This window comes from Prolixibacteraceae bacterium, assembly GCA_019856515.1.
Lineage (GTDB): Bacteria > Bacteroidota > Bacteroidia > Bacteroidales > Prolixibacteraceae > Halosquirtibacter > Halosquirtibacter xylanolyticus.
The window spans coordinates 1614647-1633779 of sequence record CP082230.1; the positions used below are offsets into that span (position 1 = coordinate 1614647).

Consider the following 19133-nt stretch of genomic DNA (forward strand, 5'->3'; position numbering starts at 1 on the left):
TTGAAAATACATTTCGGACGAGTAGCATAACTGGATAGTGCACCTGACTACGGATCAGGAGGTTGGGGGTTCGAATCCCTCCTTGTTCACTTAAAAAGAGTAACCAAAATATGGTTACTCTTTTTTTATTTAAACGGCTACCATATACCATAGTAAGAATATGATCAACATTTTGTTTATCATTGATGTGTATAAAACTTCACAAAAACAGGTTGGTCTAGATTAATATCTCTATTCTGATAAGACAAACAACCTTCAGAGTCAATATCAAAAAGCGTAACATTTTGACTTTTTTGATTTGCCACAGCCATAACAGTATTCGTCTTGTTTAATGCAAAATCTCTTGGAAAGTCACCTTTAACATCAAACCATTTAGGTTTTTTGATTTCGACAGACTCTTTATCAAAAATAAATCGGACAATGTTATTCTCTCCTCTATTACTCACATACACGAAGTTTTCATCTTTCGATAATTTTACTGCAGCAGCATAACTTGTAACCCCATCTCCACGTAATGTAGAGTAGACCTGAAGTTTATCAAATACACTGGTCGTTTCATTCCATTTCAATAAATAGAGCTCATTTGAAAGCTCTGTCGATACAAGTGCATATTGTCCATCTTTTGTAAAAACCATATGACGTGGACCAGATCCCCCAGGAAATTTAAAAACAGTATTTATCTCACCAAAATCAAGTGAACACATATCTATCTTATCACCTCCCAAATCGACGGTAAAAACCATATCTTCTTTGGATGACCAAACTGCACAGTGCATATGAGAAGCATCTTGCCTATCCACTACAGGTCCTTGACCGGTATGCTGGTAAACAATTTCTCTCTTCTGTTTAACATCATACACTACCACTTTACCACCTAAATAGTTAGCCCAGGCAATATACCTAGAAGAGGGGGAAATCGAAATATAACAAGGAGCTCCACCTTGTGAAGATATCACCTCACGATCCATTTCACGCAATCCATCTATTACAATTTTACCCTTAGGGACCTCCTCTTCCACAAAAACAGAGTAACGATCACCTAGCGCTAAATATGATGGATTACTCAACCTATACTTCAAATGTGAATAGAGTTTATCATGATTAATATCAACAGTATATACCCCATCACTTGTCCCATTCGTATATGTTCCAATATACAATGACTCTTCTTCTGAATTACTCTTACATGATAGAAATGAAATTAACACTCCCATCAATAAAAATATTTTTATAGAATTTTTTTTCATATGATTTACTATTTATCTAGACTTAATCAATTGTTTAACAATATACAAAAAGAACAACAACAATAAAACACCAATAAAGTAGTCAAACTTACATCATTAACTTCCAAGTTGATCTGATGAAATCCACATTGACTATAAGAGATCTTTTTTCAGAATAGTAATATAGTCCATAAACAGCAGATCAAATAAATCAAAGCTATAAAGAAAGCTGTTAAGAATACGTCTACATTCGAAACACGCTACACTTTTCTCATTAATATTGATCATTCAATAACATGTGAAGATAAACGAAGATTAAAAGTTTCATAAAGACAACATCTCCTTGTACGATATAATCATCAGGTTACACTCTTCTCCTGCACCTCCACAATGAGTAACACTTTTCTGTATGCCTTTGGTCTACTTACCTAAACTCAAGTCCTAAGAGTTGGATCTAATAAGAAGCATTCTGTTTCAGATAAAGACTGTATTTGAAACCCGTGTAAATTCACTTTAATAATGCTTGTAGCGAGGAGAGTATTTTTATTTCATGAAAACCTATAGTAAAAATCTTTCATCTGGATACATTGATCACACCAATACGTCTATCACTTCAGAATTATCAGGTTGAAGAACTATTGGGTTTAGCAACTTTAGAAGATATCATCAACACTTATTTCAATAAATTCAACTGTTTATTTCAATATTTTAGAAAAATATCAACGATTTAGTTTTGTAAAATGACTATTTTCAAATCCTGTTAACATATCAAGATTTATAAAATGAAAAAAGAAATCATCAGTACCAAAGAGGCTCCAGGAGCTATTGGTCCATACTCACAAGCAACTAAGTTTAACGATATCATCTACACCTCTGGGCAGCTTCCCATAGATCCCCAAACAGGTAATATCTCTTCTGACATTAAAGATCAAACTGAACAAGTTTTCAAAAATGCAGAAGCAATTCTTAAAGCAGCAGGCTCCGACCTGACAAAAGTTATAAAGACATCTGTCTTCTTGAAGGATTTACAAGATTTTGCGGCAATGAATGAAGTTTATGGTAAATTTTTCACAGACAACCACCCTGCACGAAGTACAGTTGGGAATACTGACTTAGCACTTGGAGCACTGGTTGAAATTGAATTCATTGCACACATCTAACGATTGATAATGGATGGGGTATCAATAACTTCATCCATTATTTTTCATCAAACAATATTTACACTTCTTCTCTCAACTAGATTTCTTTACTTCTGCACAGGACTCAATTTGAAAGACGCCACAGTCTCAAAATTGACAAGCCTATCAAATTATGACATAAAAAAAGAGAGCGAAGAACCCCTTCCTCACTCTCTTATAGACTTTCTATTTCTTTAGAAAGCTAATAATGCTCAATCCTCAAAAGTCATTTAGAATAACATTAGAACATAAGCAAACTCAACATTAAACAATGAGTCTTTTTAATTGATATAATCAAAAAGACATCTAAAACACTAAAATCATTGAAACACTAATACAATATAAACATTTTTTAACTAAAAACAATATTCCTTCAAACTTTTTAATCGATAAAACAAAAAACGAGAACTTTTGATTGATATATTAATCATAATACTATGATGACAACCCGTTATACTTAATCGAGCAGATAATAACTTACTTACACATATGTCTTTTTAGTAGTTAATTACAGATAAAAAGAACTATTTAACAAAAGACAATATTACATAATTATATTATATTTGTAGTAGCATACAAGAAACACAACAATATATTCTATATACAATGGCAAGCGTATTACGTCAAAGAATCCTACTTTGTTTGGGTTCCTTACTTTTCATGTGCATGATATCATGCAATGAATCTAATTATCACTCTAGTAACGTGGTTCCGAATCCCTCTTCATACAACGAAACAGGCGGGGTATATAACCTACCCAAGGACATAACCTTGAATAGCAACTCTGCACTACTGAGAGGACTCGAAAAATATCTAAGTTCCATGTGGACATCAGAGTTTGAAGGAACAGTAACAAAGAGTAAGAATAACCCTACCCTACAGTTGATTCTATTACGTAATTCAAAGGAGTTTAAAGATGGAGGATATAAACTTGATATTTCTGCGGATGGAATTAAGATTTATTCAAACTCAAGGAAAGGGATTTTCTATGGGATACAAACATTTAGGCAACTAGTTTCTAAAGAAGGTTTACCCTATAAGATTCAAATGTCTTCGATAACTGATAATCCTAAATTTGAGTATCGAGGCTTCAACTTAGACTTATGTCGTCATTTTTATAGTGTAGAAGAGGTAAAGCATCTAATAGATGTTATGGCATCACTGAAGATGAATAAATTATCTCTTGAACTTTCAGATGATATGGGGTGGAGGATTGAAATTAAGAAATATCCCTTATTAACTAAGGTCGGAGCATGGAGAGAATCCATTGGTTTTAAAGAGAATCAAAGTCTTGGAATTAACACCTCAGAGAAGAAGAGATATGGAGGATTTTATACACAGGAAGATATGCGTTCTATAATTCATTACGCAAAGACAAGATATATCGAAATAATTCCCCAATTTGAATTAACAAACCATATCGGAGCTGCAGCAAAAGCATATCCTCATCTAGTTTGCCATCAAGATCAGCTAGACCTTGATATGACCAATAATAGTAAATACACGATTGCATGTATAGGAAAAGATGAAAACATCGTTTTTTGGAGAGGTGTAATCGATGAAATATCAAAGTTATTTCCTTCTGAATATATCCATATTGGATCAGGTTACATCAGATACGGAGAGTGTCAAATATGTGATGATTGCAATAAAATAATCCATGATAATAACCTCAAAAGCTACGATGAATTAGAGAGAATCTATTTGAGAAAAATAGAAGAGTATATTAATTCCAAAGGGAAAAAGGTAATTGCATGGAACAACACATGGGACTTTTCGAAAAACAAAGAGTCCATGTCCATGGTTTGGCGTAGAGAAGCTACTGCAGAGATGAATATTGAAAAAGGGCACAAATTCATTTGGATGCCTAAGGCTTTTTATTGCTTTAACAATGCACAATCGATAAATAACACGACCAAGAGCGATCGTGCAGATATAACAATCAAAGATGCCTACTTCTTCACTCCAAAGTTTGATCAGTACGACAAGAGGAAAAGAGAGTTATTCAATGGTATCTCAGGGTGCTTGTGGACCAACAACTCACCAAACTTTGAAATAGCATGTTATAGAATATTCCCACGACTTCTGGTCGTTGCAGAAAAAGGGTGGTATGGCTATGAACATAAAGATTGGAACGACTTTAAATCAAGAGCTAACAGATACAAATCCATATTAGATCACTACCAAACACAATATGGACAACCATCATACCTCCCAACATTCTATCTTAGCAAAAATTTTAAGGATGGAACTTCATTGATAAATATTGAGAATGAAACTCATGCTTCAATCTACTATACAACCAATGGAAACACACCAAATAATAGGTCAACAAAGTACAGTAAACCTATTCCTATCAAGCGTGAAACAACCATAAAAGCGTTAGTAATTAGAGAAGATAATTCTATAACCCCTGTCGTTTCTAAAACATTCTACCCTCACAAAGCCCTAATGGCACATGTTCAATATAAGTATCCATATTTATCGACAGCAGGTAATAGCGAATACACAATTGTTGACGGACTATTAGATGCTCAACAGTCTTTTGTTCGAAATGATGCCATATTCACCATCGACTTAGGAAAAGAAGAGGAAATTCATAAAATAACATCTAAATGGACAGAAGATCAAGATAAATCGGTCTTTACTCCTTCTGCTCTAGCTTACTTTACTTCCAAAGATGGAAAAAGGTTTAAACAAGTATTTTTTGAAACATATGGTTATCCTGAAATAGGAAAAAACAGAGATGATGTTACCCCGACATGCTTCCCAAAAGGAAAGAGAGCAAGATATATTAAGGTCGTAGCAAAGAATATACGTAGAAACCCATCATGGCATAAAAACCCAGATAAATTTGCAGAAGTGAGTGTATCTGAAATAATCGTAGAGTAAAAATACATAAGGAAAGTTGTAGTAAAAGGAGGTAAGGTAAAAACTATTATCAATGCATCTTTTTTACTACAACCACCTTTATCATTTCGATAGTCAAAGGCGTTGTAATGGATAGATCGAAGAAAAAATCTTCTATGCACAATGAATGCAGCCATGTAATATACATTTGTAATGTCAGTAATAAGTTAAAACGAAAACATTCCATACTATGTATACAACAGCTTTCTACAGCGTACTTTGTTTTGCAATTCTTCTTCTATTCATCTGCATATACTTGGCAGACCAGAATCAAAAACTTAGAGAGGTGGTAAATATCACCCCAGAACCAACAAACGCATTGGAAATATTCTCTGAAGATCTTACAAAATGTGTATCTCTCTACAGTAAGCTTGTGAAAGAGTATACACCACAAAAATACGATGACCCAAGCCTTAGAGAAAAGGCACAAAACCTCTTTAATGAGTTAACTATTAATCAGTTTAACTATTTAAAACTTCAAGATATTGAGAAAGGTATCGATATTTGTTTGAAATAAAACAAGTTGAACTCTCAGAGTTAATCCAACGGTTTTAATATATATACTCGACGAGTTTTATTCGTTATTTTATATCTATCATCTAAACGCTCCCCCATAATCCAGACAATCTGATCTCCATCACAAAGAACTAATGCTTTTTCTTTTTTATTTGTAGACCATTTTCTGTCGATAAAATAGTCAGATAACTTTTTCTCTCCTTTCATTCCCAATGGACGAAACTTATCACCACTCCTCCAATGTCTTAAGTTCCAATGACCAGAGACGATATCTGCATCGATGTAAGCAATAGATTTATTTCGCTCCACTCTCTTGTCGGGACTCCATTCATCAACTAAAATTTCATATCCGTAATCAATAAAACGATCCATATCATCGGCTAAAATTGACTCGTCAATTGGTTTGTGCTCCTCACACTTCATTAATATCAATTTATCTCGATCACAGATCAACCTAGAATCTCCAGAGTAGAACTCTTTTCCTGAGATTGACAACTCTATTGTTTTCAAAATTTGATGAATTAGCTTTGGGTTAAATCCCTTAGGGTATAGAATCTCATATAACAGTTGTTCTGGAACCACAAAATCTAATAACTTATTCTTATCAATATATAAGATATCCTCAAGCTCCTCCAATACGTTACACTTTGCTTGGGTCATAGTCCAATCATAAATCGATTCTACCTGCTGTAGATATTCAATCGATTTTTGCATATTATTTCTCGATTGAGCATTCAGGCGATCCATTGCAGGAAGAACATTATGACGAACAATATTTCGAAGATATAGATCCGAATCATTTGAGCTATCATTGCGAAATGGGATATGTTTCTCCTGAGCATACAAAGCGACTTCAGCTCGACTTATATCAATTAGAGGACGCAACACCTTCACATTACTCTTTTTAATTCCGGTTAATCCACGTATGCCTGTACCTCTTGACCAATTTAAGATAAATGTTTCTAATGAATCATCACGATGATGCCCAATAGCAATATACCCATACGAATGTTCATCAAGCAATTCATAGAACCATTTGTATCGCAAATCACGAGCAGCCATTTCAATTGAGACATTATTCTCTTTTGCATAACTCTTCGTATCAAAATCCTTACAATGAAAGGTTATATGATGTTGTTTTGCAAACAGCTCTACCATACGGGTATCATCATCTGACTCTTCACCTCTCAAGTGGAAATTACAGTTTGCTATGGCTATTTCATATTCTGAATTCATAAACAAATTTGCCATCACCATAGAATCAACTCCACCACTAACGGCAAGAAGAACCTTAGTCTTTTCATCTCCTATCTCTCGATTAATAAAATCATCAAATGAAACCTGTATCATAGAATTATATTTTTGAAATAAAAAACATCCTCTACAAGCGTAGAGGATGTGTCTATATTATTTAAACATATGAGGTTAAACCTTCACCACAATACGTCCTCTTCCCTTTTTACGAACTAGATTTTGAGAGACATCAACAACCTCTTCTAATCCTATTTCACGACAAATCAAATCTAGGTTATCAAGTTTCCAATCATTTGCCAGTAAGCCCCAAACCTGAAGTCTTTTATCCATAGGAGTATTCTGAGAATCAACACCACACAGAGTTATCCCATTAAGAATGAATGGATAAACAGTTGTATCAAGATCTCCGGAACCTATATTTCCACAGCAAGTTACATTTCCTCCATAAGAACAAGATTTAAGGACAGTTGCAAGAACATTTCCTCCCACTGTGTCAATAGCACCACTCCACATTGGTCGTACAAGAACACGTTTCGATTTATCATCGATAACAGTACTATCAATATGACGAACCACATCTAGTTTTGATATAAACTCCTTACTGTCAGAAATGTTCGAAGTTCCTGCAATAACATCAAACCCAAGTTTATTCAACAACATGCATGCAATCGAACCAACACCACCGGCAGCACCAGTAACAAGAACGGGACCCATATCTGCTGTTTGACCTGATTCTAATAATCGCAGAACAGATAATGCAGCTGTAAAACCTGCAGTTCCTAAAGACATAGACTCCTTCTCGCCCATCGATTTAGGTAACGGCACAACCCACGCTGCTGGTACGCATATAAATTCGGCCAAAGCACCATCGTGATTCATTCCTAAATCAAAAGATGTCACGATCACTTTGTCTCCCACTCTAAAACGATCATCACTAGAATCTTCAACAACACCTACACCATCGATTCCTGGCGTATGTGGAAAGTGACGTGTTACGCCACGATTACCTTTCATAGAGAGCACATCCTTATAGTTTAAGGACGAATAATGAACTCTAATAAGCACATCTCCAGCTGGCAGTTCATGAACTCGCCTATTAACAATTTCTGTATGGAATGCTCCCTTTTCTTCAAAAATTCTCAAAGCACGAAATTCCACGCCACAAGGACAGTTAACCTGATGTTTATGATCCTTATTTGGCTTTAATTCAACGCCTTTATTTGGATTTATATTTGGTGTAGCCTTACTCATTTGATTTGCCATAATATTCTTCTACTACTTTTTTAGATCCATTGTTTTCTCTATAATCTTCAATATCACCTGACATCCTTTTTCCATTGACTGAATAGGGATATATTCGAATTTTCCATGGAAATTATGACCTCCACCGAAGATATTAGGACAAGGTAAACCCATAAAAGATAATCTCGCGCCATCTGTACCTCCACGAATTGGCTTCTTAATAGGCACAACACCTACTTCAATCATAGCCTCCTCTGCCATATCTACAATATACTTCACAGGCTCTACCTTCTCTTTCATATTATAATATGAATCCTTGATTTCAATTGTGGCACAACCTTCACCAAACTCAGCATTAATCTTTCGGACTAGATGACCTAACTCTTTCTTTCTTACTTCGAATTTATATCTATCATGGTCACGGACGATGTAGTTTAGTGTTGTCAATTCCACGGATCCTTCCATTCCAATCAAGTGGTAGAACCCTTCGTAACCCGTAGTATGCTCTGGAGTTTCACAACGTGGAATCATTGAAATAAACTGATTCGCTATTCGCATAGAATTTTTCATCTTGTGGTATGCATACCCTGGATGAACAGAAATACCATGAAATTGTATTTTTGCAGAAGCGGCATTAAAATTCTCATATTCTAATTCACCAATCTGACCACCATCAATGGTATAAGCAAACTCAGCACCAAATTTATCGACATCAAAATAATCGGCACCAGCACCAACCTCTTCATCTGGTGTAAAACCAACCATCACTTTACCGTGCTTGACCTGTGGATTCTGGATTAAATATTCCATTGCCGTCACAATTTCAGCAAGACCAGCTTTATCATCCGCACCCAATAAAGTTCTGCCATCAGTTACAATTAGATCTTGTCCTACATAATTCTTTAATTCAGGAGAGTGTGACGTAGACAAAACAATATTCAACTCTTTGTTCAGAACAATATCATTTCCATCATAATTACCGACAATACGAGGCTTTACATTCTTACCACTGAAATCAGGACTAGTATCCATATGAGCAATAAAACCTATTGTTGGAATATCGTCATTGGTATTGGCAGGTAAACATGCCATTAAATAGCCATTGTCATCTAAAGAGACCTCTTTTAATCCTACACGAATTAATTCATCCTTCAACTTTAATGCAAACTCATATTGACCTGGAGTACTAGGGGTTAAACCTGTATTAGGATCCGATTCGGTATCCATGGAGACATATCTAAGAAAACGATCTAAAACACTACTCTTCATAGTTATATTTTAATGGAAATGTTATTGAAGTAATAATTATCTATCTATCATTGTGAATCAACCTTATACGGCTTAACACAATATACTAGCTGTAAAAGTAACCAAAAACCACTGGAGCACCATCAATTAATCGAATAAAAAAAAGAGATATAGAACATATAGTTTAATGATGACTACCCCCACATTATTTAAAGATATCAGAACATACAGTACAAATGCCATCATCATCCCCACTAAACCGATTCAGATATAAAAAGAAAGACACACCTGTTAGTTTACACTAAAGGTGTGTCTTAATCATCTAAAAATTATATACAATCTATGCCAATTACTACTTTTAAAATAAGAGATCTCTACATACAATCAATTATATTTAAACTTCGCTAAACGTTGCAATGACATCACTTTTTTTTCATTTGGCTCTTCTGTTTTGATTTAACACCACTTTTCTTCTTCTCTGCCTCCCAGTCTCTCATCTTTTCTTCATACATCAGATTTGTAGGATCAATATCACCAGCTTTATTATACCAATCACGAGCCTCTTGTAATGAATCTTGTTTCAGATAGATATCTCCGGCAAGAAAATATTGACCAATCTCTTGAGGTCTTATCTCGATCATCTGGTCTCTAATTAAAGTTTTAGCCTCAGTATATTTACCTAATTCATATAGCATCTTTGCCTTCGAGTGCAAGAAGAACCAACTCTTTGGGTGTTGCTTCAGTGCCTGTTCTGTCATTTTGAGCCCCTCATTCCACTGCTCTTCTTGTATATAAAACTCTAACTCCTTCACATATGGAATTGTCAAAGAAGGTTCAATACGAAGTGCATTATTAAAAAACTTAATTCCAGTATATTCTTGCCCCTGAAGATAATATGCTAACCCGACATAATATTGAGTGATCGGCATAATACGATTCAATCGATAAGCCATCTCAAAAGTATCTCCAGCTTTCACAATATTATTTGTTTCCAGGTACTTTTTTCCTTCATTGATTAATTTTATCACCTGAATATCTACCTTTTTTTCAGTATAATACAAGGCAGCCATCCAACCCGAAAGTTCATAAACCAATTGATGAGTCGTAGCCACATCTGCAACTTTGTGTATTTTCACATTAAAAGTTGACACATCTTTTTGTGCCAAAGCGTTAAAAGCATCGATGATTTCATAATTAGGATAATTCTCTTTGCTTTTTAATACTTTTAATCTCTCAACAACATTTGGATCTAAAACATATTTACCCTGCTTTATATTGCTATTTATTAGATCTATCAGCTTTGTAAATTCAGAAGTAAAGCCATACTTAGTAAGATCAGCTTTCTCGTCCTTCAATTGATCTAGCACCTTTAAATCTATCGGTTTCAGGTCTACGATATAATCCTCTGGTATATTAAAAATCAATAACTTCGATATTGTATTTATAAACAATTCGAACTTATACTCATTATAATCATAATCATACAATACCTGAAGAACATATCCATTCGCTAAATTGACAAACCTTTTATTCACTTCTGTCATCTGCACTAGAATATCAGCTTGCTCTTTATTCTCTTTATCTAAAAGAGGAACTAACTTTGGTGCTTCTGTCTTCCACTTAGCAGACATCTCAGATATTTTCTTAGAGTTTACTTCATTAAATCGCTCATCCGCGCTTAATGCCTCTATCTCACTTGTTCCTTTATCATAAGAATCTACAATCCCTTTAATGATACTCGTATACAAAGCAACTGCATCTGCAGAAAATGAGAACTTCATCGAAGGAGGAGATTTTGGAGTAAATGCTGCTAAACTTTTTAGTGCTGCATATTTATCTTCATCAACCGTCTTCTTTGCTCCTTCATACAAAGCTAAAAAAGTGTCATATCCCTTCCATAAATTTTCCTTTATCTGTATCTCTTTTGTCTTCTTATCAAAATATGAAAAAATAAATGGTTGGGTAATATCGAGATTACTCCTATCGTAAGTTAACAAAACACCAGTCATCTCATTTGTAGGGAAATTTGTCTTTAACACCTCAGCATCAGAAGGCCAGAAATATTTCTTGCCTTGAACAACCGTTAGGTACTGTTTTAAAGAATCCACATCACGTTTAGTAAACTTAAATAATAAGTTACCTTTTTGTGGTACTAGCTTAAAGTAGATATTTTGACTCTTTTGAAATTCCGTCTCCTTAGGAACCCCTTCTCCTGTTTTTGTTGTAATAGTAATTGTACTATTGATTTTCTTATCGCCCCTCTCTTTAACCACCAAATCCACTGATTGAGCCACAGCAAAGAAAGGCAAGAAAGATACGAGTACTATAACAAAATAAATAATGGCTTTTTGTCTCATAGCTTCTCTTATTTTATCGTTGTTTTTATTCATATATACAATTAACAACTACAACCACTAAAAAGATCAATTGATTTTCCTTATCTACCATATTTTTTATCTAAATCAACGATCACATTGATATATACAGTCGATAGAGCACTATTTGAGAAGAAAAAGATGTGATTTTTTAAACATAAAAAAAGCCTCTAGAAAAACTAGAAGCTTTATGTGCGGACGAAGGGACTCGAACCCCCACGCCTCTCGGCACTAGATCCTAAGTCTAGCGCGGCTACCAATTACGCCACGTCCGCGTATTTTTGATAATGACAATACAAAGCAATAATTTGCCTCGCTTTATGTGCGGATGAAGGGACTCGAACCCCCACGCCTCTCGGCACTAGATCCTAAGTCTAGCGCGGCTACCAATTACGCCACATCCGCATGGATGTTTCAAACAAATACTAAAAATGTGCGGACGAAGGGACTCGAACCCCCACGCCTCTCGGCACTAGATCCTAAGTCTAGCGCGGCTACCAATTACGCCACGTCCGCGTGGTTATTGATACATCAATAACAAATACAATTTGAATATAACATCACGAGTGCGGATGAAGGGACTCGAACCCCCACGCCTCTCGGCACTAGATCCTAAGTCTAGCGCGGCTACCAATTACGCCACATCCGCTTCAGAATTGCGATGCAAATATAGGAGCTTTTTTCTTAGTACAAAACAAAAACTAAAACTTTTTTAAATAAAACAGAATCTTAACAACTCCCATTCTTCCGCATTCTTTATCTATGTTTTTGAAATTCAAACTAATAATAATATCTGACAAAAATCCTTCACGATTATTATATTTTATCAATTTATCTTCCAACAGATAAATTCACAACCACCACACTACAAACCATTTCAAAAAAAAAGATTGCCAACATTGACAATCTTTCTCTGACCAACAAATAAAACAGCTAAAATTTTAAACCTAATGACACTAACAATGTATGCTTTGTCCATTGTGTTTGCGTTTTTGGCGACTCCATATAGTAGTTATTAAACTGTTCAATATATTGATAATAGTTATTCTCCTGATAGTCGTAAGTATAAGCCACGTCAATGAAGAAGTTATTATTACGATAACCAAGCCCACCAGCCAAAATATAATGAACGTCATCACTCGATATCTGAGCTCCTCCATCGAGCGTCTCTATTCCGTCAACATAAGCCTTATAAGGAGAAGAAAAATATTGACCGCCAGCTCTTAAATAAAAATTCTGCTGTATCCTACCCTCAACTCCTACGCGAAGATTATGAACTCCATCATAGATTTTTGAAACATCTTGATTGGTATTCGTGAAATCAAAATTATCTTTATTATTTCCATCTACCTTATAACGTGAAGAACCATAATCTTGATACTCATAATCAGCACTCAAGATAAATACCTTACCAAATACAAATGCTGCACTTAGATCATAACGCATCGGTGTCTGCACTTTAAAATCAGCTTCATATATAGGCGATTTCTCACGATCTACACTCTCATTAAAACCATCATAAAATACAGCTGAACTCATTGATGCAGAATACTTTTCATTAACATTATAATATGTAGGGGTATGAATCGCAGCCCCCAACCTTAAAAAAGAGAAAGGACGATAAATTAGTCCAAGATTCAATGCATATCCAAAAGCATCAGAAGAGGTATACTCTCGATGCTCAAAAAAGTCTATGTCATTATTATTTCCAAATTCTCTATGCCTTCTTTCTTCCTCATATCGATAATACTTCAAATCAACAGATACCCCAAAATAGAGTTTGTGATCTATATTTCCACCAAGACTCAAACTATAATTATTGATATAACCATTAGTAACCCTTGTAACTTCCTGATCTACAGTTTCATCATCCAAAATAGGACTTTCCCAGGTCCCTGGAATTGGATTACCATTTTCTTTTTTAAGTGACATTAAGTAACCTTGAAAAGCTAAAACACTATTAACAGGCGCCTTGCCATAATAAGGATTAACTTTATATCCATTATCATCTGTATAGAATCGCAAGTCATCAAATTGCAAATTATTTCGAGTAGCCTCTGTTGCATATGCCTGAGACCTAGAACTTGTCGTATTATCTAACCGAGCATAAGAAGTTCGTTCAAAATCTTGTGTTCTATTAAATGTTATCCCCCAATTGAAGTTCACAAGACCAGACGATCCTCTTCGGTTCGGAATCACTCCAACAAATCCAAAATTAGGCATATTTATATAGCTTCCATCAATTTCAGCATTTTGACCACCATAATTGGTATTTGCAGTTGTACTATTAAATACCCCTGTAGTTAAGGATATCTCATTAGATTGAAAAACTGCAATACCTGCAGGATTAATCAATACAGAGGACAAATCTCCACCTAAAGCACCAAATGCTCCTCCCATCGCAGCACTTCTTGCAGTCACTGCATAATTTTCTTGATTATATCTAGGAATATCATCTACTAATTGCGCATATGAAATCTGTAGAAATCCTAAGAATAAAAAGGCGATAATATATATTCTTTTGCTCATAATCATATTTTTTCTTGTTTCAAACATTTTTACCTTCTCTTAGATCATCATAAAGACTAACGCTGTCTTCCTCTTCCTGATGAAGAACGTGAACTGCCTGTCGAAGAACCACTACTTCTTGATGGTGAATAAGAGCTAGAGGAACTACTACCAGAACTCGAACGACTGCTATTATATGATGGATAACTACTAGAACTAGAACTAGAACTAGAACTAGAACTAGATCTTGAAGGGGAGTAACTCGACCTTGAGCTTGAACTAGATCTTGAAGGGGAGTAACTCGATCTTGAACTTGAACTAGACCTTGAAGGGGAGTAACTTGATCTTGAACTTGAACTAGATCTTGAAGGGGAGTAACTTGAACTAGACCTTGAAGGAGTATAGCTTGATCGTGATGGAGAATAACTACTTCTAGTACTTGCACCACCTCTTGTCGAATTAGAGTTGTAGGTTGGACGATAACCAGAGACTCTCGTACTTCTAGGTCTCGAATAACTCTGAGTAGAACTTGAACGCCCTCTCGTTGTATTACCATATCTAGGATAACTAGACGAAGATGGACTATAACTTCCTCTTGAACTACTAGAAGAATTCGAACGATATGGTCGGTAACGCGTTGTCGAAGAACTTGATGATCGAGTTGATGATTGAGTTGCTGAACTTCTTCCATAAGTTGTTACTGAACGTCCACTCACCACGTTCGAAGTAGGTCTATTACTACCATTACCTCTACGGTACTGAGAATATGAAGATCCTTGCGTAGCTCTAACTCGTCCACCTCTAACCGTCGGAGTAGAGACATGAGTGACAGTACCACCTCCTCCAACATGTCCAGAAGGATAGTAAGAATATCCTGGATAATAGATAGAAGTATTCCATCCATAGTAACCTCCATAATAACCTCCATAATAACCTCCGTTATACCATGGATCATAATGATTATAGTACCCCCAAGAATCATAATACCACGGATCATAATATCCTACACCAAAAGAGAATCCCCATGAACTAGGCCCCCAAGCTGAATAACTATATCTCCCCCAAAAAGGGTTTAAGTTCATATAATCCCAAGAGTCCACTACAGGAGCATAAAAATTTTGAATAACAGGAGAACCGTTTTCATTTAAAATAGTATCACTTGCCATCCATTCATAATTACGATAGTCAATAGCTACCGAGGTATCATTGATATTCGCATCAGAAACAGCAGGTGTAGGTACACTCTTAATTTCTCCGTCAGTCTTTTCACTAACGTCAGCAAAATTACCCACTCTCATCTTTTGTGCCTCGGTGATGCTTTTTGACGCAGATGAAGGTGTATAATAAAGATCGTCCTGATAATTCTTCGATGCATATTGTGAAGGAGCACATGCCCCAAAGCCAATAGCAAATAGAATCAATAATAGCCGCAATTCAAGTTTCATAGTTGGTCCTCCTCAAAAAGTTTAGATATTCGCTATATTTTTCTTTTCTTTGTACACTTATTTAATTGTAACAAAAAGAGTACAATAACCGTACCAAATTAAATGTAATGGCAAAAGTATTAACATCAAAGAAAGAAAATTATTCTCAATGGTACAACGATCTAGTTGTTAAAGCCGATCTTGCAGAAAGTTCTGCTGTTAGAGGATGTATGGTGATTAAACCTTATGGCTATGCAATTTGGGAAATGATGCAAGCCGAATTGGATAGAATGTTCAAAGAGACAGGTCACGTGAATGCTTATTTCCCGTTGTTTATACCCAAGTCTTTCTTCAGCAAAGAGGCTGACCATGTCGACGGCTTTGCTAAAGAGTGTGCGGTCGTGACTCATTATCGTTTAAAAAATGATGAAAACGGAAATGGTGTTGTAGTAGATCCTGATGCTAAACTAGAAGAAGAGTTAATCGTAAGACCTACTTCAGAAACTATTATCTGGAACACATATAAAAATTGGATACAGTCATATCGTGACCTTCCTATCCTTTGTAATCAATGGGCAAACGTTGTTCGTTGGGAAATGCGTACTCGTATGTTCCTTAGAACAGCTGAGTTCTTATGGCAAGAGGGACACACTGCACATGCAACAAAAGCTGAGGCACTGGAGGAGACAGAAAAAATGATCAACGTATATTCTAATTTTGCTCAAGACTTCATGGCAATGCCTGTTATCATGGGAGCAAAATCGGATCAAGAACGTTTTGCCGGGGCACTAGAGACCTATACAATTGAAGCTCTAATGCAAGATGGTAAAGCCCTTCAATCAGGAACTTCACACTTCTTAGGCCAGAACTTCGCCAAAGCATTTGACGTAAAGTTCACCAATAAAGAGGGAAAAGATGAACTTGTATGGGCTTCTTCATGGGGAGTATCGACACGACTTATGGGAGCACTTATCATGTCACATTCTGATGATAATGGTTTGGTTTTACCTCCAAGATTAGCTCCACACCAAGTAGTAATTGTTCCAATTTACAAAGGACAAGAACAACTTGACGCTATTCGCGAGAAAGTCGACATAATCACAAAGGAGCTACGTGCTTTAGGTGTTCGTGTTAAATTCGATGATAGAGACAATCAACGTCCTGGATGGAAATTCGCAGAATACGAATTAAAAGGTGTACCTGTTCGTCTTGCAATTGGTGCAAGAGACCTAGAAAATGGAACGATTGAAGTAGCTCGTCGAGACACTTTATCTAAAGAGACTAAGTCTTTAGATGGTATCTCTACCTATATTGCTGATCTTTTAGAAGAAATTCAAGCAAGCATTTTCCAAAAAGCGATGGATTTCCGTGCTGAGATGACAACCCAAGTAGATACGTACGACGAATTCAAAAACGTACTTAAAAACAAAGGTGGATTTATTCTTGCACACTGGGATGGAACAACAGAGACCGAATTGAAAATCAAAGATGAAACCAAAGCAACTATTCGTTGTATTCCTTTCGATTCTCAAGATGAAGATGGAGTTTGTATCTACTCAGGGAAACCTTCAAAAAGAAGAGTTCTATTTGCATTAGCATACTAATTAAAGAACTACTCTTTAATGATTAGCCCTTTCATAATAATTTGGAAGGGCTAATTTTTTTTATCATCTACCCATCATATTAAAGAGAAAAATACACATCCAATAATTCTCATCCATTTTATCTAAATTAGGTTTTATGGGACCATTTCATAGTTATTTAAATAGATTAGTTATATATTAAGCTGTCAATTTAAAATTAAAGCTATGTTTAGTAAAGATACCTACATCTCTCGCCGTGAGAGATTACATGCAATGATGCCAGAAAAGGGACTTGTACTTGTTCCTGGTAATATGGAAGCAGAATATAACTACCCACACAACACCTATCACTTCCGCCAAGACAGCACTTTTGTATACCTATTCGGTCTTGACCTTCCAAACATGTTTGGTGTTATCGACCTAGACGAAGGCAAAGATTATATTTTTGGTAATGATGTAGATATCGAGGATATTATCTGGATGGGGCCTCAAATTCCACTAAAAGAGAAAGCTCTAGAATTTGGAATAAACCACACTGCACCTTTTAACAATCTATACAACAAGGTAAAAGAGGCAATGGAATCTGGACGAAAAATTCATATTCTACCAACTTATAGAGCCCGAATAGAACTCCTTTTAGGTGATATTTTAGATGTACATCCAAAGAATTTACATCAATTTATTTCTCCGGCACTTAGAACTTGTATGATTAAACTTCGTGAGAAGAAAGATGCAGATGAAATCAGAGAAATAGAAAAAGCTTGTGCTATTGGCTACGAAATGCATACTACCGCTATGAAAATGGCACATGCAGGAAACAAAGAACAAGATATTGCTGGTCTAATAGAAGGCATATCACTTCGCAAAGGAAAAGGAGTAAGCTTTCCATGTATCCTGTCACAACATGGGGAAACATTGCACAATCATGATCATTCAGGAACACTCGAAACAGGTAAATTAATGTTAGTTGATGCAGGGGCAGAAGCAAACAGTTATTACGCATCTGACTTTACTCGAACAATTCCTGTTGGTGGTCGATTTAGTGCAAAGCAGAAAGATGTGTATAATATTGTTCTTGCTGCGAACGAAAAAGCTAAATCCATGTTTGCACCAGGTATAACCAACCTTGATTGTCACCTTGCTGCAGCTAGAGTGATTGCAGAAGGACTAAAAGATATTGGCATTATGAAAGGCAATATGGATGATGCTGTTGCCAAAGGAGCACATGCAATGTTCTTTCCTCATGGTCTAGGACACATGATGGGACTTGATGTTCATGACATGGAAGGTTATGGTCAAATATACGTAGGTTATGACGAAAAAATACGTCCAGTAGATCAATTTGGTACTGAAAATCTAAGACTTGGAAAAAAACTAGAGGAGGGATTTGTTATTACAAATGAACCAGGGGTTTATTTTATTCCAGCACTAATCGAAAAATGGAAAAGTGAAAAAATTAATAACGAATATATCAACTTTGATCTTTTGGAGAATGAGTATCTCGATTTTGGAGGAATTCGTCTCGAAGATGACCTTCTAATCACAAAGAGTGGTTGCGAAATTATTGGACAAAGAGTTCCGATAACAGTAGAAGAAGTAGAGAACGAAGTACAAAAAGGTCTTTAGTAATAGACAAATAATGCTCTTAAAAGCTACTTTTAAGAGCATT

The 19133-nt window shown here is 35.6% G+C and carries 12 protein-coding genes and 5 tRNA genes; 6 read left to right on the plus strand and 11 right to left on the minus strand.

The window, feature by feature from the left end; genetic code table 11:
• Positions 1-15: 15 nt before the first annotated feature.
• A tRNA-Arg gene (locus K5X82_05545) sits at positions 16-89 on the plus strand.
• Positions 90-179: 90 nt separating this feature from the next.
• Here K5X82_05545 and K5X82_05550 read toward each other — a convergent pair.
• Entirely contained in the window at positions 180-1247 is a 1068-nt protein-coding gene (locus K5X82_05550; protein ID QZT38366.1) for a lactonase family protein, read from the minus strand.
• Between the two features lie 761 nt (positions 1248-2008).
• Here K5X82_05550 and K5X82_05555 point away from each other — a divergent pair.
• The 3 genes from K5X82_05555 (at position 2009) to K5X82_05565 (ending at position 5831) form a co-directional block, all read left to right on the plus strand.
• Positions 2009-2386 carry a RidA family protein gene (locus K5X82_05555; protein QZT38367.1) on the plus strand — a complete coding sequence of 126 codons (378 nt, stop codon included), beginning with the start codon at positions 2009-2011 and terminating at the stop codon, positions 2384-2386.
• Positions 2387-3010: 624 nt separating this feature from the next.
• The gene (locus K5X82_05560; protein QZT38368.1) at positions 3011-5296 is read left to right on the plus strand and encodes a family 20 glycosylhydrolase; all 2286 of its coding nucleotides are present in this window, start codon (positions 3011-3013) and stop codon (positions 5294-5296) included.
• A gap of 208 nt (positions 5297-5504) precedes the next feature.
• Positions 5505-5831: a hypothetical protein gene (locus K5X82_05565; GenBank protein QZT38369.1), complete on the plus strand. Its 327-nt coding sequence runs from the start codon at positions 5505-5507 to the stop codon at positions 5829-5831.
• A gap of 20 nt (positions 5832-5851) precedes the next feature.
• Here the strand turns inward: K5X82_05565 and tilS are convergent, their stop codons facing one another.
• From tilS to K5X82_05615, 10 genes are all read right to left on the minus strand, one after another.
• Complete coding sequence (gene tilS, locus K5X82_05570) at positions 5852-7180, minus strand: tRNA lysidine(34) synthetase TilS (GenBank protein ID QZT38370.1); 1329 nt, start codon at positions 7178-7180, stop codon at positions 5852-5854.
• Positions 7181-7255: 75 nt separating this feature from the next.
• The gene (locus K5X82_05575; GenBank protein QZT38371.1) at positions 7256-8347 is read right to left on the minus strand and encodes a YhdH/YhfP family quinone oxidoreductase; all 1092 of its coding nucleotides are present in this window, start codon (positions 8345-8347) and stop codon (positions 7256-7258) included.
• 12 nt (positions 8348-8359) lie between these two features.
• Complete coding sequence (gene pepT / locus K5X82_05580) at positions 8360-9595, minus strand: peptidase T (protein QZT38372.1); 1236 nt, start codon at positions 9593-9595, stop codon at positions 8360-8362.
• Between the two features lie 401 nt (positions 9596-9996).
• On the minus strand, positions 9997-11931 hold the full coding sequence (locus tag K5X82_05585) for a tetratricopeptide repeat protein (GenBank protein QZT38373.1): 1935 nt from the start codon (positions 11929-11931) through the stop codon (positions 9997-9999).
• A gap of 211 nt (positions 11932-12142) precedes the next feature.
• A tRNA-Leu gene (locus K5X82_05590) sits at positions 12143-12224 on the minus strand.
• Positions 12225-12272: 48 nt separating this feature from the next.
• Positions 12273-12354: transfer RNA gene (locus K5X82_05595), tRNA-Leu, on the minus strand.
• Positions 12355-12383: 29 nt separating this feature from the next.
• A tRNA-Leu gene (locus tag K5X82_05600) sits at positions 12384-12465 on the minus strand.
• 51 nt (positions 12466-12516) lie between these two features.
• A tRNA-Leu gene (locus K5X82_05605) sits at positions 12517-12598 on the minus strand.
• A 284-nt stretch (positions 12599-12882) separates the two neighbouring features.
• Positions 12883-14478 carry a hypothetical protein gene (locus K5X82_05610; protein QZT38374.1) on the minus strand — a complete coding sequence of 532 codons (1596 nt, stop codon included), beginning with the start codon at positions 14476-14478 and terminating at the stop codon, positions 12883-12885.
• Between the two features lie 56 nt (positions 14479-14534).
• On the minus strand, positions 14535-15902 hold the full coding sequence (locus K5X82_05615) for a hypothetical protein (GenBank protein ID QZT38375.1): 1368 nt from the start codon (positions 15900-15902) through the stop codon (positions 14535-14537).
• A 107-nt stretch (positions 15903-16009) separates the two neighbouring features.
• Here K5X82_05615 and proS point away from each other — a divergent pair, with 107 nt between their 5' ends.
• Together proS and K5X82_05625 are read left to right on the plus strand one after the other, a co-directional pair.
• A complete protein-coding gene (proS, locus tag K5X82_05620) occupies positions 16010-17485 on the plus strand; it encodes a proline--tRNA ligase (protein ID QZT38376.1) in 1476 nt (491 codons plus the stop codon).
• Between the two features lie 204 nt (positions 17486-17689).
• Entirely contained in the window at positions 17690-19090 is a 1401-nt protein-coding gene (locus K5X82_05625; GenBank protein QZT38377.1) for an aminopeptidase P family protein, read from the plus strand.
• The last annotated feature ends 43 nt before the right edge of the window (positions 19091-19133 follow it).

Bases quoted from the DNA above. Each gene is read 5' to 3' on its own strand.
- K5X82_05550 (QZT38366.1), bottom strand. From the start codon at position 1,247: ATGAAAAAAAATTCTATAAAAATATTTTTATTGATGGGAGTGTTAATT.
- K5X82_05555 (QZT38367.1), top strand. From the start codon at position 2,009: ATGAAAAAAGAAATCATCAGTACCAAAGAGGCTCCAGGAGCTATTGGT.
- K5X82_05560 (QZT38368.1), top strand. From the start codon at position 3,011: ATGGCAAGCGTATTACGTCAAAGAATCCTACTTTGTTTGGGTTCCTTA.
- K5X82_05565 (QZT38369.1), top strand. From the start codon at position 5,505: ATGTATACAACAGCTTTCTACAGCGTACTTTGTTTTGCAATTCTTCTT.
- tilS (QZT38370.1), bottom strand. From the start codon at position 7,180: ATGATACAGGTTTCATTTGATGATTTTATTAATCGAGAGATAGGAGAT.
- K5X82_05575 (QZT38371.1), bottom strand. From the start codon at position 8,347: ATGGCAAATCAAATGAGTAAGGCTACACCAAATATAAATCCAAATAAA.
- pepT (QZT38372.1), bottom strand. From the start codon at position 9,595: ATGAAGAGTAGTGTTTTAGATCGTTTTCTTAGATATGTCTCCATGGAT.
- K5X82_05585 (QZT38373.1), bottom strand. From the start codon at position 11,931: ATGAGACAAAAAGCCATTATTTATTTTGTTATAGTACTCGTATCTTTC.
- K5X82_05610 (QZT38374.1), bottom strand. From the start codon at position 14,478: ATGAGCAAAAGAATATATATTATCGCCTTTTTATTCTTAGGATTTCTA.
- K5X82_05615 (QZT38375.1), bottom strand. From the start codon at position 15,902: ATGAAACTTGAATTGCGGCTATTATTGATTCTATTTGCTATTGGCTTT.
- proS (QZT38376.1), top strand. From the start codon at position 16,010: ATGGCAAAAGTATTAACATCAAAGAAAGAAAATTATTCTCAATGGTAC.
- K5X82_05625 (QZT38377.1), top strand. From the start codon at position 17,690: ATGTTTAGTAAAGATACCTACATCTCTCGCCGTGAGAGATTACATGCA.